General features: G+C 65.2%; 19 protein-coding genes, 1 tRNA gene and 1 pseudogene. 13 read left to right on the top strand and 8 right to left on the bottom strand.

Translation table 11 applies throughout. From position 1 onward, the window contains the following. Nucleotides 1–43 precede the first annotated feature (43 nt). Nucleotides 44–1,123 (bottom strand): LLM class flavin-dependent oxidoreductase, encoded by a 1,080-nt coding sequence (locus ACFPB1_RS11425; protein WP_379225194.1) that lies wholly within the window; start codon nt 1,121–1,123, stop codon nt 44–46. A gap of 136 nt (nt 1,124–1,259) precedes the next feature. Between ACFPB1_RS11425 and ACFPB1_RS11420 the strand changes: the two genes are divergently transcribed. The 4 genes from ACFPB1_RS11420 to ACFPB1_RS11405 all read left to right on the top strand — a co-directional run bounded on the left by ACFPB1_RS11420 (nt 1,260) and on the right by ACFPB1_RS11405 (nt 5,347). After that, a complete protein-coding gene (locus tag ACFPB1_RS11420; protein WP_379225192.1) occupies nt 1,260–1,619 on the top strand; it encodes a winged helix-turn-helix transcriptional regulator in 360 nt (119 codons plus the stop codon). Nucleotides 1,620–2,037: 418 nt separating this feature from the next. After that, nucleotides 2,038–2,847 (top strand): phytanoyl-CoA dioxygenase family protein, encoded by an 810-nt coding sequence (locus ACFPB1_RS11415; protein WP_379225190.1) that lies wholly within the window; start codon nt 2,038–2,040, stop codon nt 2,845–2,847. Nucleotides 2,848–2,890: 43 nt separating this feature from the next. Next, a complete protein-coding gene (locus ACFPB1_RS11410; protein ID WP_379225188.1) occupies nt 2,891–3,901 on the top strand; it encodes an SDR family oxidoreductase in 1,011 nt (336 codons plus the stop codon). A 48-nt stretch (nt 3,902–3,949) separates the two neighbouring features. Beyond that, complete coding sequence (locus ACFPB1_RS11405; protein ID WP_379225186.1) at nt 3,950–5,347, top strand: glycoside hydrolase family 32 protein; 1,398 nt, start codon at nt 3,950–3,952, stop codon at nt 5,345–5,347. Between the two features lie 83 nt (nt 5,348–5,430). Here the strand turns inward: ACFPB1_RS11405 and ACFPB1_RS11400 are convergent, their stop codons facing one another. Genes ACFPB1_RS11400 through ACFPB1_RS11390 form a run of 3 tightly spaced genes read right to left on the bottom strand, consistent with a single transcriptional unit; the run spans nt 5,431 to nt 9,123 of the window. After that, entirely contained in the window at nt 5,431–6,540 is a 1,110-nt protein-coding gene (locus ACFPB1_RS11400) for a GerAB/ArcD/ProY family transporter (RefSeq protein WP_379225184.1), read from the bottom strand. Between the two features lie 2 nt (nt 6,541–6,542). Continuing rightward, nucleotides 6,543–7,676 carry a Ger(x)C family spore germination C-terminal domain-containing protein gene (locus ACFPB1_RS11395; RefSeq protein ID WP_379225182.1) on the bottom strand — a complete coding sequence of 378 codons (1,134 nt, stop codon included), beginning with the start codon at nt 7,674–7,676 and terminating at the stop codon, nt 6,543–6,545. Between the two features lie 4 nt (nt 7,677–7,680). Beyond that, nucleotides 7,681–9,123 (bottom strand): spore germination protein, encoded by a 1,443-nt coding sequence (locus tag ACFPB1_RS11390; RefSeq protein WP_379225180.1) that lies wholly within the window; start codon nt 9,121–9,123, stop codon nt 7,681–7,683. A 157-nt stretch (nt 9,124–9,280) separates the two neighbouring features. On the opposite strand from ACFPB1_RS11390, the gene ACFPB1_RS11385 reads away from it, so the two are divergent. Beyond that, complete coding sequence (locus ACFPB1_RS11385) at nt 9,281–9,415, top strand: hypothetical protein (protein WP_379225178.1); 135 nt, start codon at nt 9,281–9,283, stop codon at nt 9,413–9,415. A gap of 288 nt (nt 9,416–9,703) precedes the next feature. On the opposite strand, the gene gluQRS is transcribed toward ACFPB1_RS11385, so the two are convergent. The 4 genes from gluQRS to yicI form a co-directional block, all read right to left on the bottom strand. After that, on the bottom strand, nt 9,704–10,666 hold the full coding sequence (gene gluQRS, locus ACFPB1_RS11380; protein ID WP_379225176.1) for a tRNA glutamyl-Q(34) synthetase GluQRS: 963 nt from the start codon (nt 10,664–10,666) through the stop codon (nt 9,704–9,706). 72 nt (nt 10,667–10,738) lie between these two features. Continuing rightward, nucleotides 10,739–10,815 (bottom strand) — tRNA-Asp (locus ACFPB1_RS11375). A gap of 219 nt (nt 10,816–11,034) precedes the next feature. Next, nucleotides 11,035–11,400, bottom strand: coding sequence for a hypothetical protein (locus tag ACFPB1_RS11370; protein ID WP_379225174.1), 366 nt, complete (start codon nt 11,398–11,400; stop codon nt 11,035–11,037). 187 nt (nt 11,401–11,587) lie between these two features. Next, a complete protein-coding gene (gene yicI / locus ACFPB1_RS11365) occupies nt 11,588–13,912 on the bottom strand; it encodes an alpha-xylosidase (protein WP_379225172.1) in 2,325 nt (774 codons plus the stop codon). Between the two features lie 129 nt (nt 13,913–14,041). On the opposite strand from yicI, the gene ACFPB1_RS11360 reads away from it, so the two are divergent. The 8 genes and pseudogenes from ACFPB1_RS11360 (at nt 14,042) to phnD (ending at nt 24,259) form a co-directional block, all read left to right on the top strand. Further along, nucleotides 14,042–14,926 carry an AraC family transcriptional regulator gene (locus ACFPB1_RS11360; RefSeq protein WP_379225170.1) on the top strand — a complete coding sequence of 295 codons (885 nt, stop codon included), beginning with the start codon at nt 14,042–14,044 and terminating at the stop codon, nt 14,924–14,926. Between the two features lie 522 nt (nt 14,927–15,448). After that, entirely contained in the window at nt 15,449–17,548 is a 2,100-nt protein-coding gene (locus tag ACFPB1_RS11355; RefSeq protein ID WP_379225168.1) for a PrsW family glutamic-type intramembrane protease, read from the top strand. Continuing rightward, a complete protein-coding gene (locus ACFPB1_RS11350; protein WP_379225166.1) occupies nt 17,548–17,877 on the top strand; it encodes a hypothetical protein in 330 nt (109 codons plus the stop codon). The genes ACFPB1_RS11355 and ACFPB1_RS11350 overlap by 1 nt, the downstream gene beginning before the upstream one ends. A gap of 432 nt (nt 17,878–18,309) precedes the next feature. Beyond that, a complete protein-coding gene (locus ACFPB1_RS11345; RefSeq protein ID WP_379225164.1) occupies nt 18,310–20,340 on the top strand; it encodes a Na+/H+ antiporter in 2,031 nt (676 codons plus the stop codon). A 144-nt stretch (nt 20,341–20,484) separates the two neighbouring features. Next, nucleotides 20,485–21,366: a TolB family protein gene (locus tag ACFPB1_RS11340; RefSeq protein WP_379225161.1), complete on the top strand. Its 882-nt coding sequence runs from the start codon at nt 20,485–20,487 to the stop codon at nt 21,364–21,366. A gap of 495 nt (nt 21,367–21,861) precedes the next feature. After that, nucleotides 21,862–22,251: pseudogene (locus tag ACFPB1_RS11335) on the top strand (DapH/DapD/GlmU-related protein); the annotation flags it as partial. Nucleotides 22,252–22,423: 172 nt separating this feature from the next. Beyond that, nucleotides 22,424–23,161 carry a GntR family transcriptional regulator gene (locus ACFPB1_RS11330; RefSeq protein WP_379225159.1) on the top strand — a complete coding sequence of 246 codons (738 nt, stop codon included), beginning with the start codon at nt 22,424–22,426 and terminating at the stop codon, nt 23,159–23,161. A 66-nt stretch (nt 23,162–23,227) separates the two neighbouring features. After that, nucleotides 23,228–24,259, top strand: coding sequence for a phosphonate ABC transporter substrate-binding protein (phnD, locus tag ACFPB1_RS11325; protein WP_379225157.1), 1,032 nt, complete (start codon nt 23,228–23,230; stop codon nt 24,257–24,259). The last annotated feature ends 13 nt before the right edge of the window (nt 24,260–24,272 follow it).

Below are 24,272 nucleotides of genomic sequence, written 5' to 3'. Positions count from 1 at the left end.
TCCCTCCTCGGGTCGGCGCCGGACGCTTGCGTGCGCGTTAAGCTTACTTCGCGGCAGCGGCCCGCCGGACGGCGGGCGCGACTTCAGCCGCGAGCAGTTCGATCGTCTTCGCGACCTTGGCGTACGGCATGCCGCCGATGTCCAATTGGATGAGATGGCGGTCGTGTCCGAACAACTCGCGCTGATGCAGAATCTTCTCGACGATCTGCTGCGGGCTGCCTACGGCGAGCGCCGTTTCCGGCGCGGCCATCTGCTCGAACCCTTGCCGGTTGACCCCGCCGCGGCCGCGCATGGCGAGGAAGCGGTTCATGTACGCGGCGTAATGCGGGAAAAATTCGTCCTTCGCCGCGCGGGCCGTCTCGGCCGCGTACCCGTGGCTCGATACCGAGATGCGCAGCTTCGACGGGTCGTGGCCGGCCGCGCGCCAGGCATCGCGGTACAGATCGGCGAGCGGCTTGGCCTGCTCCGGCAAGCCGCCGAGCAGGGCCAGCGCCATCGGCAGCCCGAGACGTCCGGCGTTGACCGCGCTCTCCGGCGTGCCGCCGACGCCGACCCAGACGGGCAGCTCCGCCTGCGCGGGCCGCGGCGCGACCTCGGCGTCCTGCAAGGCGCTGCGGAAGCGGCCGCTCCACGTCACGCGCTCGTCGCGGCGGAGGCGCAGCAGCAGCTCGAGCTTCTCCTTGAACAGTGCCCGATAATCGTCCAGATCGTAGCCGAAGAGCGGGAAAGACTCGACGAAGGCGCCGCGTCCGGCGATGATCTCCGCGCGGCCGTCCGACAGCCGGTCGACGGTAGCGAAGTCTTCGAAGAGCCGGACGGGATCGACCGTGCTGAGCACCGTGGTGGCGCTCGACAGCCGGATCCGCTTGGTCGCTTGGGCGATCGCGGCCAGCACGACGGGCGTCGAGGACACCGCGAAGTCCGAGGTGTGATGCTCGCCGACGCCGAAGACGTCGAATCCCGCTTCGTCCGCGAGCTTCGCGGCCGCGACGATCTCGTGCAGCCGCTGACCGGATGAGACCGCGGCGCCGCCTCCCGGCGGCGGGATCAAGTCGCCGAACGTGTATAAGCCGATCTCGAACGGACGGCCGTTCGTCGTTTTCGTGTCGGATGGTTGGTTCATGAGGATGCACCTGCTTTCTGGGATGTGGGACGTCTGTCCGTGCATGTAATTATGGCTCCGTGCGCAGGCTAATGGGAAGTAGGCACAATATTGTAGCCAGGTCACATGGAAGTAACGATGCGAGGGGGCGGGGGTTGTGGCGCACGAGAGCGGCGAGGAAGCATGCATGGTCGAATACGCGCACGCGGTGATGGTCGGCAAGTGGAAGCTGACGATTCTGTACCATCTGTTCCAAGGAACGAAACGCTTCAGCGAGCTGCAGCACGCCATTCCGGATATTACGAAGAAGATGCTGGCCTCCCAGCTGCGCGAGCTGGAGGAGCACGACATCGTCCGGCGCACGGTGTACAATGTCATTCCGCCAAAGGTGGAATATTCGCTGACCGAGCATGGACTTTCGATCGAGCCCGTGCTGGACATGATGGACGAATGGGGCGAACGCCATCTGGCGCATATGCTGCGGCGGCAGAAGATTGGCGAAACGGCGCAGCCTTGACTTGTAGGGGTGCCGCCTTACTCGCTGTAGGGCCTCCTTGACTCGCCAAGGCGGCGCGCCTCACCGTGCTCCAAGAAGAAAGCCCTTACATATTATCCGAATCGACAAGCGCAACCTTTCCTTCGACGGCGATGCGGAAGACCCGCCTCCCGCCGGGCATCGCCTCTGCTCCGAAGCGGAGAGGGCGGCCGTGCGAACGCGCTTCGCGCAGGTAAATTCGTTGAATTTGTATTATTGTACATATTATATATGTATGATATATTCTGGTTGACCGAACGCGTTTGGAGGTGATTCGGCTGCCCTTCCGACGGCGCAGCAATCCTCTGTCCGCGCTGACCTTGTACGTTCCCGAAGAAGCAAGCTTGCCGGTCGGCGCCCACAGCCAGTTCTCAATTCATGATAACGGGAGGTTGTCCGCATGGCTGCTGAACCGCATCAAGGACTTCAGGCTGTTTCCGAGCCCGGCGCATTCACCGAGCTTGACCGGTTCATGTTCGAATCCTGGGGGTATCTCGTCATTCCGAACGTCTTGACCGCCGATCAGATCCAGGCATGCCTGGAAGCGTCCGTCCGTCTGCACGAGAAGGAAGGCACGGAAGGCTGGGCCCAAGTCGGCCGCGGCTTCGAGACGGAGCCGGCGCTCGACGCGCTGGTCGATCATCCGGCCGTCCTGCCGAAGGTCCGGGCGCTCTACGGCGACCGCTTCATTCTGCAATCCGCGTGGTGCACGAAGCAGCCGGCGTTCGGCGGCTTCGGCGGCTGGCATCAGGACGGCTCGGGCGCCTATGATTTCAAGAAGCTCGGCTACCCGATTCCGCTGCTGCAGCTGCGCGCGTCGTATCTGCTGACCGATCAATCCCTGCCCCGCATGGGCAACATGGAAATGATCCCGGGCAGCCACCGGGCGCAGGTACCGCTCCCGCCCGATCTCCGCAAAGCGAAAGGCGACCTGCCGATCGGCCACGTCATCTGCGCGCCGGCCGGTTCCGTGCTGCTGTTCCACAACGCCGTCTGGCACCGCACCTACGCGCACGACGGCGATTATGACCGTTATACCATGCATTATATCTACAGTCCGCCGTGGGTCCGATTCTCCGACCGGTTCGCGAACGATCCGGATTACCTGGCGCGGGCGACGCCCGTCCGCCGCTATCTGGCCGGGGAATACGAACGGCCGGACGCGCCGTTCGGGGCCGGGTATCCGGCGAACGTATTCGGCGATGAGTAGCGCCACGAGCCCCAATCGCGCTTAAAAGGAGCATGCTGCCATCATGAAAGTGCTATTTATCGGAGGAACGGGCTTGATCAGCACGGCGGCCTCGGAGCTCGCGGTGCGGCAGGGATTCGAGCTCTATCTGCTGAACCGGGGCAACCGGGGGACGCGCGCGCCGGCAGGTGCCCGCATTCTCCTCGGCGACATCCGCGACGAGTCTGCCATGCGGGAGCTGCTGTCGGACATGCGCTTCGATGCGGTGGTCGATTGGATCGCCTTCAAGCCTGAGGACATCGAGCGGGACGTCCGGCTGTTCGCGGGCAAGACGAACCAATACATCTTCATCAGCACGGTCGCGACGTACCAGCGTCCGCCGAGCTATTACGTTTTCGACGAGTCCGCGCCGCAGCATAATCCCGGCTGGGACTACGCCGTCGACAAGATCGCCTGCGAGCAGCGGCTGCTGCAGGCGTATCGCGACACGGGCTTCCCGGCGACGATCGTGCGCCCCTCGCATACGTACGGCGAGACCGCGATTCCGTTCGCCGTCACGAGCGGCGCGCATCCGTGGACGCTGATCGACCGCATCCAGCGGGGGAAGCCGGTCATCGTGCCCGGCGACGGCACGTCGCTCTGGACGATCACGCACAATACCGATTTCGCCAAGGGGCTGGTCGGGCTGCTCGGCAACGGCCAGACGCTCGGCCAGTCGTTCCATATCACGTCGGACGAAGTGAAGACGTGGAATCAATACCTCGCCGCCATCGGCCGGGCCGTCGGCGCGGAGCCGCGGGCCGTCCACATGACGTCCGAGTGCATCTCCCGGTTTCTGCCCGAATTCCGGGCTGGGCTGTTCGGCGACGCCAGCAACAGCTACGTCGTCGACAACCGCAAGATCAAGACGTTCGTGCCGGGCTACGCGGCGACGACGAGCTTCGAGCGCGGCATCCGGCAGTCGATCGCGTATTTCCGCGCGCGGCCGGAGCTGCAGACGATCGACGAGGCGCTGAACGCCCGGATGGACCGGGCGATCGCCGCGTACGAGCGGTTCTTGGCCGAGATCGTGTAAGCGGGCGCCGCGGCGCCCTTCAAGATGGGGAGAGGAGCTGGCTTATTCGTGCGCGGCTTGAAACCGACGTATCATTTTCGGCCCGAACGCAACTGGATGAACGACCCGAACGGTCCGATCCAGGCGGGCGGGGTCTATCATCTCTTTTACCAGTACAATCCGAACGGGGACAAATGGGGCGACATTCACTGGGGCCATGCCAAGAGCCTCGACCTCGTGCATTGGGAGCGGCTGCCGATGGCGCTCCATCCGTCGCCCGAGCGCGGCGAGGCGCACTGCTACTCCGGCTGCGCCGTCATGCAGGACGGCCGTCCGGCGCTGATCTATACGAGCATCGGGCCGGAGCGCGGCTCCGAGTCGGGCGCCGAGCAGTGGATCGCCTTCGGCGACGCGGACTGGACGAACTGGCATAAGCCGGACGCCAACCCGGTGCTGGCCGGATCGATTCACGGGGACCTGACGATCAAGGAATGGCGGGACCCGTACGTCTGGCGGATGGACGGCATGTGGTACATGGTGACCGGCGGGTCGCTTGACGGCGAAGGCTGCGTGACGATCTACCGTTCGCCTGACCTGCTCTCGTGGACGTTCCTGAACGTGCTCGCGAAGGGCGAAGGCAAGGTATGGGAATGCCCGAACTTCTTCCGTCTAGACGGCAAATGGGTGCTGACGTACTCGCCGCAAGGGCGCGGCATTCCGTACCGGACCGGCACGCTGACGGATGATTTCGCGTTCGTCGCGGAGACCGAGGGGATTCTCGATTACGGCCATCTGGACGGCTATTACGCGCCGACGTCGTTCGAGGACGAGCAGGGCCGGCGCATCATGTGGGGCTGGATGCCCGAGACCGGGCGGGGCGAGAGCGCGGCGATCGAAGGCTGGGCCGGCGTGCAGGCGGTGCCGCGCATCCTGCGCCTCGATCCGGAGACCGGCGAGCTGCTGATCCGGCCGATTCCGGAGCTGGATCGGCTCCGGGGCGAGCGGATCGAGCTCGGTTCGGACGAGCCGCTCGCCGGCGAGCGGACGCTGCCCGCGTCCGGCAAGGCGATCGAGCTGGAGCTGGCCGCCGACACGGAGCCGGACGCGGCATGGGGCATCCGCTTCTTCCGTTCCCCGGACGGGGAAGAGGAATGCGCGCTGGAATTCGACCGCGCCGCCGGCGTCGTGCGGCTCGTCCGGGAACGCATGAACGGCGACGCCGCGATGCACCGGTTCCCGCTGGAGGCGCCGCTGCCGGCGTCCGCGTCCGGGCGCTTCGAGATCCGGGTCTTCCTGGACCATTCGACGGTGGAAGTGATCGTGAACGAGCGGACCGCGCTGTCCGGACGCGTCTATCCATTCCGCGAGGACAGCGAAGGGCTCGCCGTCTATGGGGAACGCGGCGGCGTGACGCTGCCCGTGTTGAACGCGTACCGGCTGGCGCCGGTGTGGACCGAGGAAGAATAAGCAGGCATAGGCAAGCGGTTGACCGGAGGCATGGCTTTCGGTCAACCGCTTTTTTGTACGGGTTCGCGGCTGCGGCTTGCGGTCTATTCGATCCGGGGGACGAGCGGCGCGCCGGCCGATCCCGCCTTCCGCAGCCAAGCCGCGCCCAGCAGGAGCAGGGGGAAGACGACGGCGTACAGCAAGTAATAGGCGAACAAATACGTTTGCACCCACTCCATGTTCTCGATCACGTTATGGAACAGCAGGGAATAGGCGGACAAAATCCAGATGAGCGGGAAGGCTACGACTTGCCGCCGCTCGATGCGGAGCAGCTGGCAGATCGCCAGCACGGCGCAGTAGAACAAGATGCTCAGCTTCAGGCAGACGATGAACAGCACGTTGATGGCGAGGAACGTCTCCAGATGCTCCAGGAAGCTCGCGAACTGCATCTCGCGGAACAGCATGAACACCGGGTAGATGAGGCGCGAGCCGCGGTTGACCCCGAGGATGCCGATATTCGCCAGCACGCTGAGCGCCAGGCTGACGCCGCTCGCCGTGATGCCCAGGATGTACGAGGAGCTGAGCCGCTTCTGCACGTACGGAAACAGCATCATGAGCGCCACGGTCTCCATGAACGGGAAGGCGAAGGCGTAATTCGTCCGCACGATCGCGGCGGCGAACGGCACGGCATGGCTGTCGTGGAAGTTCTGCCAATCCCACTGCGGGAGCGAGACGAGGATCGGTACCCAATAGGCGAGATGCAGGTACGGCGTGAGCAGCTCCGACACCATCGCGATGGAAGCGATGCCCTTCACGACGGCGTAGGCGCATGTGAACAGCACCATGATACTGAAGAAGGCGACTGGCGTCTGCGGCATCATGCTGGTATGCAGGAAGTCGCCCAAATTCCGGGTGACCCAGGAGGCGATCTGCACGAAGTACAGGACATAGAACAGCGCGATGACCCCTCCGGCCCAGCGGCCGAGCGCCGCGACGGCGATTTCGACCAGGCTTTTGCCGGGATAGCGACTCGACAAATACAGCCACAGCAGCGCGAGCAGGATGCCGTAGGCCAGCGCGCCGAGGCAGACGAGCCACGCGTACTTCCCCGCGTCGCCGATGACCGGGCCGGTCAGCACGATCCATGTCGTGCCCGTTGTGAAATAAAAGGTGACCAGGAACATCTGCCAGGCGCTCAGCCGCACTTGCTCCACGTTCAGTTCCTCCTTTCGGACCGAAGCGGTCCGTTCGTATTGCCGACGGAAGAAGTCTCGGACCGCATGTCGAACGTCACCTTGGCCGATCGCCAATCCTTCACGCCGTGATCCTGCAGACCGAGCAGGTCCCAGCCCTTGGCTGCTCCCGACCGGAACAGCGCGTCCGCCTGCTTCTCGAAGTAACGGTCGAACGCCTCCTCGACCTCCCGCATGTTGCGGATGGTTACGGGGACCGACTGCCCGTTGTTCACGATCCGCAGATCCGCATGCAGCCGGTAATCGGCGCCATCCGCGCCGAAGCGGCGCTTGATCCGGATTCCGTTGGCCTCGACGTCGACGCTGCCGCCGTCTACCTGGAGCGTGAAGAGCGTGCTCGTGACGTGCTTGTTCAGGATGAAATTCAATTGCTTCTGCTCGAAATCGATCTTCCCGACCATGCGCCCCTGCACGAGCACGGCGCCTCCCGCGAACAGGAACGATTGCTTGCGGATGTTCACTTCCTCGAGGCGGTCCGTGACTTCCGCGGGCTGCGGCGACGTGTACCGGATCAGCGGGATGACCGTCGCCTGCTTCCGGTACAAGCCGATGACGAGGTTTTTCACCCGGATCGGCTCCGGCGTGCCGAAGCCGTAGCCGTTGTCCGACAGGTCGAGCAGCGAGCGGATATACCGCCCCGGCATCCGTTCGAGCGGCGAGAAGCTGTTGAGGAGCGTCTCAATGGAGCTCTCCGCGATGAGGAAGAGGATGTTCGTCCGGCGGTCGGGACTCATTTCCACAAAATTGAGCATGTCCTCAATGCCCTGCTTCGCGTACCGTTCCGAGAGGATGAGCACCTGCATGTGCGGCATGAACAGGCGCCGGGGCATGAGCGTCGTCGTCTGCTTCGTGAAGCGGCCGAGGCTGATATCCTCGAACTTGAACGTGTAGACGGCGGCCTTGGCGGCGCCCGGCCGATTGGAGAGCGAGCTCGGGTTGATCACTTGGTAGTACGCCGTGATCTTGCCCGTCTCGGGATCCTTGTCGGCGGCCCCGAGATTGACGATGGCCAGCTCGTTGATTTCTTTCATATCCCAGCAGCCCGCGCAGAGCGGCAGGCAGCAGAGCAGGCAGAGAAGGACGGCAATTGGTTTCATGCGCTCACCTTGTGTTGTTTTTCGCCTTGATTTCCCGGGGCCGGCCGCGCATGAACGGGCGCGGCAGCCGAACGAGCGTGTCTTTGAAGTCGGACGGCATCATCGGCGCGAGCGGCGCCATGTAATGGACCCCGAACGACCGGATCGACACCAGGTGAATGAACAGGACGAAGACGCCGCAGAGCAGGCCGAACAAGCCCATGACCCCCGCCAGCAGCATGAACACGAACTGGACGATCCGCTGGGCGATGCCGAATCCGTACATCGGCGAGATGTAATTGGAGATGGCGGTCAGCGATACGATGATGACCATGGCCGCCGTCACGAAGCCGGCCTCGACCGCTGCCTGTCCGATGACGAGCGCCCCGACGATCGAGATCGCCTGACCGGCGATGCGGGGCATGCGCAGACCCGCCTCGCGCAGGATCTCGAACGTGATGAACATGATCAGCGCTTCGATCAAGGCGGGAAACGGCACCTCCTCGCGCTGCGCGGCGAGGCTGATGAGCAGCTGCGTCGGCAGCAGCTCCTGATGGTAGCTGACGATCGCGATGTACAGGGAGGGCACGAAGATGGACAGGACGAACGCGAACATGCGCAGCCAGCGCAGCAGCGTCGCGATATCGGCGCGCTGGTAATAGTCCTCCGGCGAGGAGAACAGCTGGAAGAACGTCAGCGGGCCGGCCAGCGCCATCGGCGAGCCGTCGACCAGCACGGCGACGTGACCCTCGAGCAGCTTGGCGGCGACGGCGTCCGGCCGCTCCGTGCTGGTCAGCTGCGGGAAGGGGGACAGTGTCTTGTCCTGAATCCATTCCTCGATATAAGCGCTTTCCAGGATGCCATCCGCCCGCACGGCTCCGAGCCGGCGGCGGAACTCCCCGACGACGGCCTCGTTCGCGATGTTATTCATGTACGCCATACAGACATCCGTCGCCGACTCCGTGCCGATGACGAAAGGCTCGAAGACCAGATGCGGCGTCTTCAGCCGCTTTCGGATCAGCGCCATGTTGGCCTGCAGGTCCTCCACGAAGCCTTCCCGCGGCCCGCGGATGACGGCTTCCGTCTCCGGCTCGGCGACGCTGCGGTAATCGTTCTTGGCCACGTCGCAGCTTAGGAATGCCGCCGTATCCGCCGTCATCAGCACGCAGTGGCCGTCCAGCAGGCTCTTGACCGCTTCCCGGTCGCCTGCGCCGAGCTTCTTCCCGGCGACCGGCAGGACGTCCGACAGCCGCGCCGGGTCCAGGGCCGGTTCGCCGGCCAGACGCGTCCGCGCTTCCAGGATCGGCCTCAGAATCATCTCCTCGATTATGGAGCATTGCGTAATCGAGGCCAGATACAGGCAGTAGACGGCGGTTTCGCCGCCGAGCGGGACCTGCTGGCAGTTGAAATCCGGAGACGTGCCCAAATCCCGCTTGAGCCGCTCGACCGCTTGTTCGCCCGCTTTCAAGGCCGCCGCCCCCTTTTCCATGAATTGACTGTTTCAGAATGCCCCGGCTCTGCTTCTTCTATGCGCGGGAGCCGTTGGCGGCGCGGGGGAGGCCGGCCTCGGACGTGCATGAAACCGATGCTTCGCGCCCATCTTATCCGAGACGGAGGTGATAAGCATGTCGGGCAGAAACAGCAAGCCGAAGCGGAGAGGGCCGGAATCCCATCCGGGGCGGCTCGATCAATACGGCGAGAAGCTCGCCAATGACACCGGCACGAAGGCGATGCGGCCGAACAACGGCGGCAACGGCTGAGTCGCGCGAATACGCGGGACGATACGGAATGACTCGGGAATGTACGTGAAATTGAATTGAAACAAAAAAATCCTCCCCGCTGGAGGAGGATGGAGCTCCGCCGCGCGGAGCTGCCGATGCGGCAAGCCGCCTTCGCGACCGAGGGCGGCTTGTTCGCCGTGCGCGGCTTGCGCGCGGTTCGCACGCGGCTCGCACGCGGTTCGCGCGTTGCGCGTTGGTTATGGGAGGCGGCGGCATGCGCGGCAGACGCCGCGGAACCAGCCGTACGCCGCGCCGCGAGGCAGGCGGCTAGCCGCGCAGCAGCCGGCGGAGCATGTCGTCCGTGACGACGACGTGCTCCGCCGGCACCCGGCCGATGCGAAAGCGCGGGATCAGCTCGCGCGCCGGGATCGGCTCGTCCGTCTCGGCAAGTCCGCTGACATGCGCCAGCCAGCCGACGACCTGCTCGGGCGCGGCGCCCGCGTCCCGCAAGGCGGCGAGCGAGATGCCGCCGTGCCGCTTGGCGAGCCGCTTGCCGTCGGGGCCGAACAGCAGCGGGACGTGGGCGAAGCGGGGCGGCGCCAGGCCGAGCGCCTCGTAGAGCTGCAGCTGGCGCGGCGTGGAGTCGAGCAGGTCGGCGCCGCGCAGCACGTCGGTGATGCCCATCGCGGCGTCGTCGACGACGACCGCAAGCTGGTAGCTGATCATGCCGTCGGCGCGCTTGACGATGAAGTCGCCGCCCGCCCCCGGCGGGAAGGCCTGCGGGCCGGCGACGGCGTCGTCGAAGCGGACGGGCGCCGCGCCGGCGGCGAACCGGAGCGACGGCTCCTTGCGCAGCCGCCGCTCCGCGCGCTGCGCCGGCGTCAGGGCGCGGCATGTGCCCGGGTAGGCCGCGCCTTCGCTGCCGAGCCCGTGCGGCGCGCTGGCGACGGCGGCCAGATCAGCCCGGCTGCAGAAGCAGCTGTACAGCCGGCCCGCGCGCTCCAGCGCGGCGAGCGCTTCCTCGTAGCGGCCGAGCCGCTCGCTCTGCGTGTAGGGAGCGAACGGGCCGCCGACGTCCGGCCCTTCGTCCCAGTCCAGGCCGAGCCAGCGCAGGTCGGCCAGCGCCTGCTCCGCCAGCGCCGCGCGGGAGCGGGCCGTGTCGACGTCCTCCGTGCGCATGAGGAACGTTCCGCCGGCGCTGCGCGTCTGCAGCCAGGCGAGCAGCGCGGTCCTGGCGTTGCCGATGTGCATAAGCCCCGAGGGGGTCGGGGCGAATCGTCCTCTCATCATGGGAGCGGCCTCCTTCGGATGCAAAAATGAGCAGGGAGGCAAGCTCCTGCTCAGGTCGTTTGAATTATGAAATGGCGGAGCCGACGGGATTCGAACCCGCGGTCTCCTGCGTGACAGGCAGGCATGTTAGGCCTCTACACCACGGCTCCGCGTCGCAAGACAAGCAGTATCATACCATGGCGGCCGAGGCGGGCGCAATAAAAGTTTTCCAGTTCGGGTCTGGTAGCGCGTGAATGCTTGGTGCGCAAAGGAAGAAAGGCAAGGGCTGTCCGCAATATCGGAAGTCCTTGCCTTTTCTGCCGCTTCCGGCTTGCCCGCCGGAATACGGGGAGCGTCGTCCGCGAGAATCGTCATTCCGCGGCCGGCTCTTAATGCGATTGGTAGCCCTGCATGTGCTGCTGCTGGTACGGGTTCATGCCGAAGCTTTGAATCGGCTGCTGAAGGTTTTGCGAGCCGAGCTGCGACATTGCGATCTGTTCGGCTTGACGGCACAGCTCCGTGATGTGCTGGAGCTGTTGAATCGCCGTTTGATGGCCTTGCAGCGCGGTCTGGATGATTTGCGCCGCGCGCTGCTCGCGCTGCGCCAGTTGCTCGAGCTGCTGCGCGTTTTGCTGCTCCTGCTGCAGCAGCATTTGGTAGTTTTGGCTGGCTTGCTGGGTTTGATTTACCAGCTGCTGGATGATTTGCTCGCATTGATGCAGGGATTGGCTCAGAGACGCGTTCATGTATGGCATGGGCGAATTTTCCTCCTTTGATTTTGAATAACGGCCTTATTATGCCTGCCGGCATATCGGCTATTCATCCGATCGGAGGAAAATTCCGCTTCGTCCCGCCTTCCGAAGCGCAAAAAAACGGAAGCGCGCAGGCACGAGCCTGCAGCTTCCCGTTTCTTCGTTGCGGCGCTGCCGCTTCGTCGGAATCTTACAATCGAACGACCAGCCGCTTGACCCCCGGCACCGGCACGATCCGGACGCCTTCCGCGCCGGCGTCGGCTTGACCCCCTTCGACGGAAGCGACCGCGTCCACGCCGCGGAGGAGCAGGCTCCAACCCTCGGCCTCGCCGTCGACGTCGAGCGCGATCGCGCCGCCGTTCCGCGAAGCCGTCGCGGTCAGAGCCGTCTCGCCCGTTACGGACGGCACGACGGCCGAAGCGGAGGCGCCGTCTTGCAGCGCGAACAGCTGCAGCGTCACGCCGGACGCGTAGTCGTAGTCCGGACGGGCGTCCTCGGCGCCGACCGGGATGAGCGAGTTTTCACGCACGTAGAGCGGCAGGTTGAAGTAATCGAACGTTTCCTTGCGCCATGTTCCGCCCTCGATCCGCTCGCCGGTCAAGTAATGCGTCCACGTGCCCGCCGGCACGTAATAGACCGCTTCGCCTTCGGGGTTGAAGATCGGCGCGACGAGGAACGAATCGCCGAGCATGTATTGGCGGTCGAGGTAATCGCAAGCCGGGTCGCCGCCGAATTCCAGCACCATCGCGCGCATGACCGGCACGCCGAGCTTATTCGCCTGCACCGACTGGCCGAACAGGTACGGCATCAGGCGCAGCTTGAGCTTCGTGAAGTGGCGGAGGACGTCGACCGCTTCCTCGTCGAACAGCCATGGCACCCGGTACGACGTGCTGCCGTGCAGGCGGCTGTGGCTGGACAGCAGGCCGAAGGCGACCCAGCGCTTGTACAAGTCCGGCGTCGCGCTCGCCTCGAAGCCGCCAATGTCGTGGCTCCAGAAGCCGAAGCCGGACAGGCCGAGCGACAGTCCGCCGCGGAGGCTTTCCGCCATCGAATCGAACGTCGCCTCGCAGTCGCCGCCCCAGTGAACCGGGAACTGCTGGCCGCCGGCCGTAGCCGAACGGGCGAACAGTGCCGCTTCGCCTTTGCCGCGTTTCTCTTCCAGCAGCTCGAAGACGACTTTGTTGTACAGCTGCGTGTAGTAGTTGTGCATTTGCTGCGGATCGGAGCCGTCGTAGTAGACGACGTCGGTCGGGATGCGCTCGCCGAAGTCCGTCTTGAAGCTGTCGACGCCCATGTCCATCAACGCGGCCAGCTTGCTCTTGTACCAGTCGCACGCCGCCGGGTTCGTGAAGTCGACGAGGCCCATGCCGTACTGCCACATGTCCCACTGCCAGACGCTGCCGTCGGCGCGCTTCACCAGGTAGCCGAGCGCCGCCGCTTCGTCGAACAGCGGGGAGCGCTGGGCGATGTAGCTGTTGATCCAGACGCAGATGTGCAGGCCTTTCGCTTTCAGGCGCTCCAGCATGCCGCGCGGATCCGGGAAGACGCGCTCGTCCCATTCGAAATTGCACCATTCGTACTCCTTCATCCAGAAGCAGTCGAAGTGGAACACGGCGAGCGGGATGTCGCGCTCGGCCATGCCGTCGACGAAGCTCGTGACCGTCGCTTCGTCGTAGTTGGTCGTGAACGACGTCGTCAGCCAGAGCCCGAACGACCAGGCCGGCGGCAGGGCGGGCTTGCCGGTCAGCGCGGTGTAGTTGGCCAGGACGTCCTTCAGCGTATCGCCGCCGATGACGAAGTACTCCAGCGATTCGCCGGCGACGCTGAACTGTGCCTTCGACACCTTCTCCGAGGCGATCTCGTAGGAGACCAGCTCGGGATGGTTGACGAATACGCCATAGCCGCGGTTCGTGACGTAGAACGGAACGTTCTTGTACGCCTGCTCCGAAGCCGTGCCGCCGTCCTGATTCCAGACGTCGACGGTTTGGCCGTTCTTCACGAACGGCGTGAACCGCTCGCCGAGCCCGTACACCGTTTCGCCGATCGCCAGGTCGAGCTGCTCGCGGAAGTGATGGCGGCCGTCGGCCGCTTGGACGAAGCCGGTGGCGCGGGAGCCGCCGCGGGTCAGCTTGCGTCCTTTATACGTATAGACGATGTTGATCGGATGGGCTTTCGTAATCGTGACGGCCGCGTCGCCGCTCTTCAGCGTGACGGCGTCCGCCGTGTTCTCGATCTCGACCGGCACGCGGTCCGGCGTCATGAGCGGGAACGAAGCGGGTCCCTGCCGGCGCGCGCCTTTATGATGATAGAACTTCGCGCGGATGATATCTTTCATCGGGGACGAGAACTCCATCGTGATCAGGGGCGCGTTCAAGGTGTGGCCGCGGGTTTCCAAATGGCGGTGCGTCGCGTACACGGTGATGCCGTCGGCGCCGACGACGACGTCGTGCACCTCGTACGGGGAAATCACCTCGTAGCCTTCGCGGGTCATCCAGTAGCCGTCGCTGAATTTCATGATCAGTTCCATCCTCTCGTCTTGTTCGAAATTGGTTGCGTTTACTAACAGTATACTGATTGAAATTACGTATCTCTTGCAGTATTATGCTGTATATTAACACGATTCTGATCATAGGGCGGCGATGGCATGGATATGCGGCATTTGCGGGAAGACCGCCGTCACGGCAGTCCCGGCGTTCCCGTCGGCGTCTATCGGATGGCGAGGGCGGCCGGCGAGCCGATCCTGGACGCGCATTGGCACGAGGAAGCGGAGTTTCTGGCGGTCGAGAGCGGGGAGGCGGTGTTTCAAATCGGCTTGACCGCTTATCATGCAACGGCGGGCGACGTGCTGTACATTCCGGGCGGCGAGCTGCACGGCGGCTATGCGCGCGGCGGCGCGGCCTGCTCGTACGGGGCGATCGTGTTCCGCCCGGACTGGCTGGCGAGCCCCGGGGACGCTGCCGCGCAGCGGCTGCTCGAGCCGATCCGCGGCGGGCGCGGGGTGCCGGTGCCCTTCGCGGGCGCCGTGCCCGGTCTGGCGCCGGCGCTATTTCGCCACCTCGTCCCGCTGCTCGACCTGGAGGACGCGGACGATCCCGCGAAAGCGCTGCGGCTGAAGGGCGGGCTGTACCAGCTCTTCGCCGAGTACGTGTCCCGCGGCGCCTTCGCGGAGGGGCCGTCCCGCTCGCCGCTCGATGCGCAGACGCAGGAGCGGCTGAAGGCGGTGCTCACGTACGTCGACGCGCATTACGCCCGGAAGCTGACCGTGCGCGAGCTGGCCGCGGAGGCGGGGATGAGCGAAGGCCACTTCTCGCGCGTGTTCAAATCGTTCATGCGCCAGACGCCCGTCGAATACGTTAACGCGCTGCGCATCCGGATCGCGGCGTCGCTGCTGGAGGACCGGAACCTGTCGGTCAGCGAGGCGGCGCTCGAGGTCGGCTTCGACAATTTCAGCTACTTCTGCAACCGGTTCCGCGCGGTGTTCCGGTGCACGCCGTCCGAATACCGGAACCGCGAGCGGGGACGGGCGTAAGCGGCTAAGGAGGCGCAGCCGCCGGAGCGGCCGTCGGTCCGGCTTGCCGCGGTCTGCCGGGACGTTACGCCAGGCGGTGCCGCCGCAGTTTGCCTATCGCCGCCGCCGGGCGCCGGGCGGTCCCGCCGCAGTCTGTCAATCGCCGCCGCCGGGCGCCGGGCGGCTCCGCCGCGAATCGATCCGGCGCCGCGGTTCGACTCGTTCGCTCGGCCGGCGCGACCGCAGGCGGAGCTGCTTGCGCCGTAAGTCCCGCCGCAGCCGCGCGTGCCGCGCCAAGCCCTCCTCCCGGCCCGGGAGCGGGGGCTTATTTTTCCGTTACGCCTTTTCGCCGGGCGCTCTCCGGGGTAAGAAGATATATTTGCGCGTGCGGGCGCTTCGGCTCCCTCGCTTGGCTCGGCTGGTGTCTAGATCGCCGCCGCCCGCAGCGCCTGACACCGAACGGGGAGGGAACCCGAAATCGCGAATACGATATGGCAAATCCGCACCGGTATCCGGGACGCGGGAGAGTCCGCCTTCCGCGCGTTGAAAGCGCTTATCGCGCGCTATCCGGCCCTTCGCGCGGCTTATGCGCTGTGTTCTTGGCTGTCGCTGGCGGCGCTCGTGCTCAGCCTCGTCTTCATGAAGGAATCGCGGACGATGCTGGTGCAGTACTTATGGTCGTTTTACGTCGTCCTGCAGTTTTGGGCGCTGTGCCGCGGCAAGACGCTCACCTGGCGGCAAACCGCCCTCTTCGTCATGGCCGGCGCGCTCGCGGTCGTGCCGTTCACCGCGTTCACGGTGAACGCGGTTCACGCGCTGGCCGGCGGGCAGACGCGCGATACGTGGTCGCAGGCCGTGCTGACCCCGATCGTCGAGGAAGCGTGGAAGCTGCTGCCGCTCGGCGCGCTGCTCCTGTTCTCGCGGCGCGCGTCCGCGCTGAGCCTGTGCGATTACGCGCTCGCCGGCGCCGCTTCGGGCGCGGGCTTCCAGCTGGCCGAGGAGCTGTCGCGGCGCTGGACGAATTCCGGCAAGCTCTCCGATCTATATGGCTACAGCTACACGATGCTCGGCGGGGAGACGATCCACTGGGACTTCTTCGCGCTGTTCCCGGGGCGCTTCGAGGAGAGCTTCCTCCCGTCGCTCATGACGGTCAGCCATTCCGTGCATACGGCGATGGTCGCCCTCGGCGCCGGCGCCGCCGTCCGGTTCGGCGCCAAGCGCAGGCGGTGGCTCTGCCTGCTGCCGGCCCTGCTGCTGCTCTGGGCGATTCTCGACCATGCCGCCTACAACGGGCAGGGCAGCCTGCCCGATTGGGTCATGACCGTCCATGCGCGGACGGGCAGCGGCTATGCGACGCGGCCGGCGTTCCTGCTCCTGCTGGCCGCCGCCGTCTGTTACGATTATTGGGCCGTCAATCTCGTCCGGCGCAAGCTGCCCCTGCTGCCGGGCGAGCTGCCCGTCCTCAATCCGTTTTCCGAGCTGTGGGGCATGGCCGAAGCGTTGTTCCGGAACCGCGGCTCGTTCGCCTACCGGATGGGTTTCTACCGGCAGCGGCGGGAGCTGGCTTATCTGCTGCTGTACGGCAACGCCGAGGCGCTCGGCCGGGAGGACGCCGTCCGCGAACGGACGAAACGGCTGTACCGGGCCGCCGCGGGGCTCGGCGCCGTGCTGCTGGCGGCCGGCGCCGCCGCCGGCTTCGCCGCGTGGGCGCAGCTGCACGCGGCCGTTCCTTCGGGCGATGCCTGCTTCGCCTGCATGTTCGATTCGCTTCAGAATTGGTGGGACCGGCTGAGCGGGCTGGAGAAAGGCGCCATCATCGTCGGGGCGCTGGCGCTCGGGCTGCTGTTCCTGGAATTTTGGCCGGCGCTCGGCCTCGCGCTGACGATCCCCGGCATCGCGGGCAGCGGACACGAAATCGCCGCGGATATCCGCGATCCGAAGCGGCTGCTGACGCCGGAGAACGCGATCGCCGCGGTCGCCGCGATCGTGCTCAGCCGGCTGCCGTTCGGCAGGGCGGCGGAATGGCTGGGGAAGAAGGCCCGCGGCCCGCTCGAGCGGCTGCTGAAGAAGCTCGGGCGGCTCGGCCGGAAGGAAGAGCCGGGGATGCCGGAGGGCAAGCCGCCGCGGGAGGACGTCGGACCGCATCCGGACCGCGGCGGCGAGCCGGACGCCGGCAAGGAGAAGGACGGCGATCGGGACGACGACGGCGCGCCGGCGGCAGGGAACGGCTACCGCGAGGTCGAAATTGTCGACCAGCGGGGCAATCCGATCGGAGAGTTCGACGAGATCGACGCGGAGCGCGGCATTTTCTACGAAGACAAGACGGCCCGCGGACTCGATATCGTCAACCCGCGTACCGGTCTGCCGACGCAGACGCCGCAGCAATTCGCCGACAAGCAGATTCTCGCGAAGACGCGTACCCGGATCCACAATCTGGCCTCCAAGGCGGCCGGAACCCGGGCGACGGCGCACGGCACGCCGGACGTGCCTTCGCTGGAGCAAATCCGGTCCATCAAACATTTCGTCTTCCGGCTGGACGGCGACACGCCGGCGCTGCGAAGCGCGGTCGAGAACAGCCTGAACGCGCTCCGGGCCGAATTTCCGGACCATACCTTTCAAGTCTTGTTTAGGGGGAAACCGTAATGTCGATCAGTGCTTTCATACCCGAGCCGGGCAGCGACGCCGAGCGGCTGTTCCACGTGCCGGTCGCGACCGAGGCGTTCTTCGAAGCGTGCTGGGAGCCCGCCGCGGAGGAGCTCGGGCTGCGGTGGGTGCCGCTCTTCGCGACGGGAGTCGAGGTGACGAAGGCGGACGTGCCCGAGGTGCTCGGCGAGCTCGAGCGTCTGCGGGCGTGGGCGGAGCGCGCCTTGGACGGCGACCGCCTGGCCCTGCTGCAAGCGCGCGCCGGCCGCTTGGCGGAGGAGCTGCCGGCCGCGTTCGGGCGGGACGGAGCGGTCGTCTATATCGGATGAGCGCGCATCCGCAGGCGCCCGGCCCGGCGGACCGGGAGCGAGCCTCATTTGCGGGAAGCCGTTTTGTTTCATCGCGCGTTCTAGCTCATAATCGTGTTCTAGCTTCAAAGCGCGTTCTAGCGCAAGAATGCGGCGAGCCGCCCTTGACTGCGGGCGGCTTTTTGCCGTTACAGGATGAAGCCGGCACCGGCGCGGCCTGCCCGCGATTCCATTGCCCGCATCGCGCTGCTGCTTGCGGCGGTGCCGCCGCTGGCGTATGCTTTTGGAAGTGCGGCCCTGTTCCCGGGGAGCCTGCCTTTGCGACCGGTCGGGATCCCGAACGCGGCAAGCGAGTTTTGAGCGGCCGCGAACGGGGTATCCTGAAGACGGGGCGGGCCGTCTGGAAGAGGCTGGCACCCGCGAAATCATAATGAATGCCGGAGTGAATAACCCATGGAATTATTCGAAATTGTCCTCGTCCTGCTGCTGCTGCTCGCCGTCTCCCAGGTCGCGCAGCGGTCGCTGCCATTCATTCCGCTGCCGGTCATTCAGATCGCCCTCGGGGCGCTGGTGGTCTATCTGCCGTGGCATATCCACGTCTCCTTGGAGCCGGAGCTGTTCTTCCTGCTGTTCATCGCGCCGCTGCTGTTCAACGACGGCCGGCGGACGCCGCGGGACGAGCTGTGGGCGCTCAGGCTGCCGATCATGCTGCTGGCCGTCGGACTCGTGCTCTTGACCGTCATCGCAGGCGGGTATTTCATTCACGCGCTGATTCCGGCCATCCCGCTGTCGGCGGCGTTCGCGCTGGCCGCGATCCTGTCGCCGACGGACGCGGTCGCCGTCTCCGCCATCGCCTCGCGCGTCAAGCTGCCGGCGAACATTCACCGGGTGCTCGAGGGCGAGTCGCTCATGAACGACGCTTCCGGCCTCGTCGCGTTCAAGTTCGCCATCGGCGCCGCGGTCACGGGCGTATTTTCGATCTGGCAGGCGTCGTGGAGCTTCGTCGTCATCGCCGTCGGCGGTCTGCTGGTCGGCGCCGTGCTGGCGCTCGCGATCATATGGGGACGGATGGCGCTGCGCCGGTTCGGCATCGAGGACGCGTCCGTGCACGTGCTCATCCAGATCGTCACACCGTTCATTCTGTTTTACACCGCGGAGCACATGGGCGTATCCGGCATCCTGGCGGCCGTCGCCGGCGGCATTCTGCACGCGATCGAGCAGGACCGCTCCGGCTTTACGACGATCGAGCAGAAGTTCGTGTCGGAGATCACATGGAATATTATTCTCTTCATCATGAACGGGCTCGTGTTCGTGCTGCTCGGCTTGCAGCTCCCGTCCATCGCGACCAGCATCTTCAGCAACCGGGCGTATGACAACTTCAAAGTCGTCGGGTACGTGCTCGCCATCTACCTGCTGCTCATCGCGCTGCGCTTCCTCTGGCTCGCCGTGTCGGAGCGGCTGACCAAGCCCGGCGCCAGCCGAAGCTACGACTGGCGGGGAATCGGGCTGACGTCGCTGTCCGGCATCCGCGGCGCGATCACGCTGGCGGGCGCGTTCACGATTCCGTTCATGGTCGGCAACGGCGAGCCGTTCCCGCAGCGCGATCTGATGATCTTCCTGGCCGCCGGCGTCATCTTGGTCTCGCTCCTCATCGCCAGCATCGTGCTGCCGCTGCTGGCGGAGTCGTCGCCGAAGAATGAAGCGTCGAACGCCCGCGAGAAGGAGCTCCGGGCGCAGATCGCCGCGATCAAGGCGGCGAACCAAGCCGTGCGCCTCGCCATCGACGACGTCAATACGCATTCGGCGGCGATCGTGATCGCGGACAACGACCAGCGGCTGTCGGACATCAAGCGGACCTCGTACGAGATGCTGTCCCGCAAGGCGCGCGCGGAGGAGCTTTTCCTGCGTCAGCTCGGCATCGCCGAAGAACGCCGGTGCGTGCAGCTGCTGCGGGAGAAGGGGGAGATCGAGCCGGAGGAAGCGGTCGTGCTGCAAAGCATTTTCCGGCGGATCGAGCTCGTCGTCTCGAACCGGTTCCATATCTTCTACTTGCTGCTGTACGCGCTCGTGAACAAGGTGCTGACGGCGATCCAGCCGGCCAGGCGGCGCTTGTACGACAGCCTGAAGGCGGTCGACCGCAGATCGTTCATCCGGCTGCGCATCGCGACCGCGGCGTACGCCCTGGATAAGCTGCAGGTCAACGAGACGTGCGAGGATTCCACCGTCAACCGCGTGTGCGGCCATTACCGCCAAATGATCAACATGCTGAACAACAAGCTCGCCGCGCCGGATCAGGGGGAGATCCATGAGGAGCAGGTGCAGACGCTGCGGATGCTCTCGCTGCAGGCGGAGCGGGAAGCGCTGCAGGAAGAATACCGGCAGGGCAACATCGGCCGGCAGCAGCTGAGCAAGCTGCAGTTTCAGATCAGCATGCACGAGGCGGAAGTGCTGGACACGAATTGGGGCAATTTCCTGCAGGCGTGAGCGCGCGTGCCCCCTCGGCCATTGCCACCTTGTCCGGAAACGCGCATAATGGGCAGTACGGGCGGGACCGCGCAGGCCGCGCGCGCCGGTATGCGCATGAGAGCGCTTGCGCGAATCTTCTCCCGCCAAGAGGAAGGGGAACGCATGGACACGATACGAGAACTATCCCGGCCGGATGACCGCGGCGTCGTCAGCCTATTGGAGACGATCGACGCGGAGACCGGCGAACGGACGACGCTCGCCGAATTCGACGAGCTGATCGAGGCGCCGAACTGGACGCGCGACGGCGCGCGGCTCATCTATAATAGCGGCGGCCTGCTTCACGCGTTCGACCTGGCGACGCGCGAGTCTTCCGTCATCGATTCGGGCTTCGCGAACCGCTGCAACAACGACCACGTGCTCTCGCCGGACAACGCGAAGGTCGCGGTGAGCCATCACACGCGGGAGGACGGCCAGTCACGCATCTATGTCCTGCCGCTCGCCGGCGGACGGCCGGCGCTGATCACGCCGATGGCGCCGAGCTATCTGCACGGCTGGTCGCCGGACGGCAGCACGCTCGCGTACTGCGCCGAGCGGAACGGGCAGTACGACATCTATACGATTCCGGCGGAAGGCGGCGTCGAGACGCAGCTGACCGATACTCCGGGGCTGGACGACGGGCCGGAGTACTCCCCGGACGGCCGGCATATTTGGTTCAATTCGACGCGCAGCGGGCTGATGCAGGTATGGCGCATGAACCCGGACGGCAGCGAGCAGACGCAGATGACGTTCGACGAGAGCAACGCCTGGTTCCCGCACGTGTCGCCGGACGGCCGAACCGTCGCCTATCTCGTCTACCGCAAAGGCGACGTCGCGCCGAACGACCACCCGGCGAATAAGCAGGTCGATCTTCGGATCATGCCGAGCGAGGGCGGCGCGTATCGGACGCTGGCGGCGCTCTTCGGCGGGCAGGGAACGATCAACGTCAACTCGTGGTCGCCGGACAGCCGCAAGCTGGCATTCGTGAGCTACCGGCTGAAGGAATAGCATTGCCGGGGCCGCAGCGTTCACGCCGCGCTCGGCCCTGCGCCCGAGCGGCGCCCGTGTGCCGCCGCCCGACCCGGCGTCAAACCGCCCAAAACGCGGCCGTTTACGAAAACGTAAACGGCCGCGTTTTTTGGCGTTCCGTCCGCCGCGTCCCCCGGCGGCAAGGCGTTTCCGGCCTTTACGGCCGCTCCGCGGAGCGGTAAGACTTTTCACGGGCATTACACGAACTTAAACAAACCTTAACCCGCGCTACACATCGACAAGATAAGCTTGAACTAGAATCATATGGAAGGAGAGAAACAAGCATGGCGTTAACGGATGTCCATCAAGAATCGCGGCGGCGCGGGCAATTGAACCGGGAGCCGAACATCGACGAGACGGCGGTCGTGCAGCGCAGCCGGCTGGGCGAATGGACGGCCGTCGGCGCGAGAAGCCGCATCCTGGAAAGCACGATGGACGATTACAGCTACTGCGTCGACGAAGCGATCATCCACTATGCGACCATCGGGAAGTATCGCTTCGCATGTATGCATAAATCCGGGCAATCACCCGATGTGGCGCGTCACCCTGCACCATGCGACGTACCGCCGGGTCGCTTACGGCTTCGGAGAGACGGACGACGCGGCGTTCTTCGACTGGCGGCGCGCGCATCCGGTGACCATCGGCCACGACGTCTGGATCGGACACGGGGCGACGATCATGCCCGGCGTCACGATCGGCAACGGCGCGGTGATCGGGTCCGGCGCGGTCGTGACGAAGGACGTGCCTCCCTACTGCATCGTCGCGGGCGTGCCGGCCAAGCCGATCCGCGAGCGGTTTCCGCAGGAGACGGCGGCGCGCATCGAGCGCATCGCCTGGTGGGACTGGACGCGGGAGCAGCTGGAGGAGCGGTTTGCCGATTTCAACGATGTGGAGCGATTTATTGCCAACTATGACGTGATCTAGACTGGATTGGCAGAACATTCATAAAACCGATAAGCCAAGTTAACATTCGTCTGATGTCGACAAGTTAGCTTCTAGGCAGCAAGCCGATCCATGAAGGAGGTACAACGCCAACATGCAACGATTCGCCAAGACGCCGCAGATACCCGAATACCACATCATCGCGGACAAGCTGCTCGCGGAAATCCGGGAAGGCCTCTACAGCGAGGACGGCCGCATGCCGTCGGAGCAGGTGCTCGGCCGGCGCTTCCGCGCCAACCGCTACACGATCCGCCAGTCGCTCGATTTGCTCGTGCTTACCGGCGTTCTGCGGCCGCATCAAGGGAAGGGCTACTTCCTGTGCGAGAAGCCGCTCGACATCCAGTACACGATCACGCCGGCGATGCGCTTCTCCGACGTCATCCGCAGGCTCGGCCGCCGACCCGAAGCGAAGCTGCTCAGCCGCGACCGTCTGGCCGCGCCGCGGGACATCGCGGACGCGCTCGGGCTGGCGGAGGGCGACCCGGTGTACCGGCTGCAAATATTGCGGCTGGCGGACGACGTGCCGCTGTCCTGGAACGAGACTTGGCTGCCGGGGCTGTATTTTCCCGAGCTGCTGGACACCGTCGAGCGGATGACGTCGCTGTACGCGCTGCTCGAGCAGCATTACGACATGCGGCTATACCGCATGCAGTCCGCGTTCCGCTCGGGCAATCCGACCTTGGCGGAAGCGAGCATGCTGCAAATCTCCCCGAACACGAGCATTCTGCACATCGAAAGCGTCATGCGCGACCAGCACGGCCGCCGGGTAGAGCTGACGTCGGCCAAATACCGGGGCGACCTGTGCAAAGTATCGATTCAATTCGAGGCTTGAGCAGCCGGTCGCGCCGGTTCGAGCCGAAGCAGACGTTTCCTAAAATTACGGAGGTGCACGCAAGCAATGAGACAGCGTCATTGGTTCAGTATTCTGACTATTCTGTCGATTATGGTCATCGTGTTTACGGCGGGCTGCGGCAACGGCAATCAAACGGCGAACGCGGCGCAAGGCAGCGGGAACGGCGCAAACGCGTCCGGTAACGCGTCCAAAGACGCGGCCGATAAGCCGGCGAACGCCGCCGCGACGAACGGCGCTTCGGGGGGCGACAAGAAGGATTGGCCGGAGGTCATTCGTTTCGGCGTGCTGCCGGGCGAGGAAGAAGGCAAGCTGTCGCGCGGCAACCAGCAGTTCGTCGACGACCTGGGCAAAGCGCTCGGCATCAAGACGGAGCTGTACGTCGGCGAAGACTACACCGCCGTGATCGAAGCGATGCGCACGAAGAAGATCGACATCGCGAGCTTCGGGCCGTTCTCGTACATCATCGCCGCCCAGCGCAGCGGCGCCGTGCCGTTCGCGGTCAAGGCGGCCAGCAAAGAAGCTGCGTTCTACCACAGCCTGATCGTCGTGCCCGCGAATTCGCCGGCCAAGTCGATCGCGGACCTGAAAGGCAAGACGTTCCTGTTCGCCGATCCGGCGTCGACGTCCGGCCACCTGTTCCCCCGCATGATGATGATCAAGGAGCTCGGCATCACGAACGACCAGGTCGATTCGTACTTCTCCAACGTCTCGTTCTCCGGCGGCCATGACAAGTCGATCCTCGCGATCGCCAAAGGGCAAGCCGATGGCGCCGGCGTCTGCGATTCGTGCATCAAGCGCGTCGTCGATGCGGGCCTCGTGAAGGAATCGGACTATAAAGTCATCGGCACGTCCGACCCGATCCCGGGCTCCCCGCTGGCGTACCGCGGCGACCTGCCGGCCGGCCTCGTGGAGAAGATCAAGGACTTCGTCTTCAACTACGACAAGCAGAACCCGGAATTCTTCAAGGATGCGAAAGGCAGCATGACGCATTATTTCCCGGTCACCGACGCCGATTATCAAGTCGTCAAAGACACGGCCAAAGCGCTGAACATGAGCCCCGAGGAACTGCTGAAATAAGGAAGGGCGGGTT

Source organism: Paenibacillus sp. GCM10023250, assembly GCF_042653205.1.
In the GTDB taxonomy this organism is placed as follows: domain Bacteria; phylum Bacillota; class Bacilli; order Paenibacillales; family Paenibacillaceae; genus Paenibacillus_Z.
Note: the sequence above shows the minus strand (reverse complement) of the source record. Positions and strands in the feature narration are given on the sequence as shown.

What these genes read in the sequence shown, in the direction of transcription:
- ACFPB1_RS11345 (WP_379225164.1), top strand. Translation starts at nt 18,310, where the DNA reads ATGGAATTATTCGAAATTGTCCTCGTCCTGCTGCTGCTGCTCGCCGTC.
- ACFPB1_RS11350 (WP_379225166.1), top strand. Translation starts at nt 17,548, where the DNA reads ATGTCGATCAGTGCTTTCATACCCGAGCCGGGCAGCGACGCCGAGCGG.
- yicI (WP_379225172.1), bottom strand. Translation starts at nt 13,912, where the DNA reads ATGAAATTCAGCGACGGCTACTGGATGACCCGCGAAGGCTACGAGGTG.
- ACFPB1_RS11330 (WP_379225159.1), top strand. Translation starts at nt 22,424, where the DNA reads ATGCAACGATTCGCCAAGACGCCGCAGATACCCGAATACCACATCATC.
- ACFPB1_RS11385 (WP_379225178.1), top strand. Translation starts at nt 9,281, where the DNA reads ATGTCGGGCAGAAACAGCAAGCCGAAGCGGAGAGGGCCGGAATCCCAT.
- ACFPB1_RS11395 (WP_379225182.1), bottom strand. Translation starts at nt 7,676, where the DNA reads ATGAAACCAATTGCCGTCCTTCTCTGCCTGCTCTGCTGCCTGCCGCTC.
- ACFPB1_RS11360 (WP_379225170.1), top strand. Translation starts at nt 14,042, where the DNA reads ATGGATATGCGGCATTTGCGGGAAGACCGCCGTCACGGCAGTCCCGGC.
- ACFPB1_RS11410 (WP_379225188.1), top strand. Translation starts at nt 2,891, where the DNA reads ATGAAAGTGCTATTTATCGGAGGAACGGGCTTGATCAGCACGGCGGCC.
- ACFPB1_RS11370 (WP_379225174.1), bottom strand. Translation starts at nt 11,400, where the DNA reads ATGCCATACATGAACGCGTCTCTGAGCCAATCCCTGCATCAATGCGAG.
- ACFPB1_RS11425 (WP_379225194.1), bottom strand. Translation starts at nt 1,123, where the DNA reads ATGAACCAACCATCCGACACGAAAACGACGAACGGCCGTCCGTTCGAG.
- ACFPB1_RS11415 (WP_379225190.1), top strand. Translation starts at nt 2,038, where the DNA reads ATGGCTGCTGAACCGCATCAAGGACTTCAGGCTGTTTCCGAGCCCGGC.
- phnD (WP_379225157.1), top strand. Translation starts at nt 23,228, where the DNA reads ATGAGACAGCGTCATTGGTTCAGTATTCTGACTATTCTGTCGATTATG.
- ACFPB1_RS11340 (WP_379225161.1), top strand. Translation starts at nt 20,485, where the DNA reads ATGGACACGATACGAGAACTATCCCGGCCGGATGACCGCGGCGTCGTC.
- gluQRS (WP_379225176.1), bottom strand. Translation starts at nt 10,666, where the DNA reads ATGATGAGAGGACGATTCGCCCCGACCCCCTCGGGGCTTATGCACATC.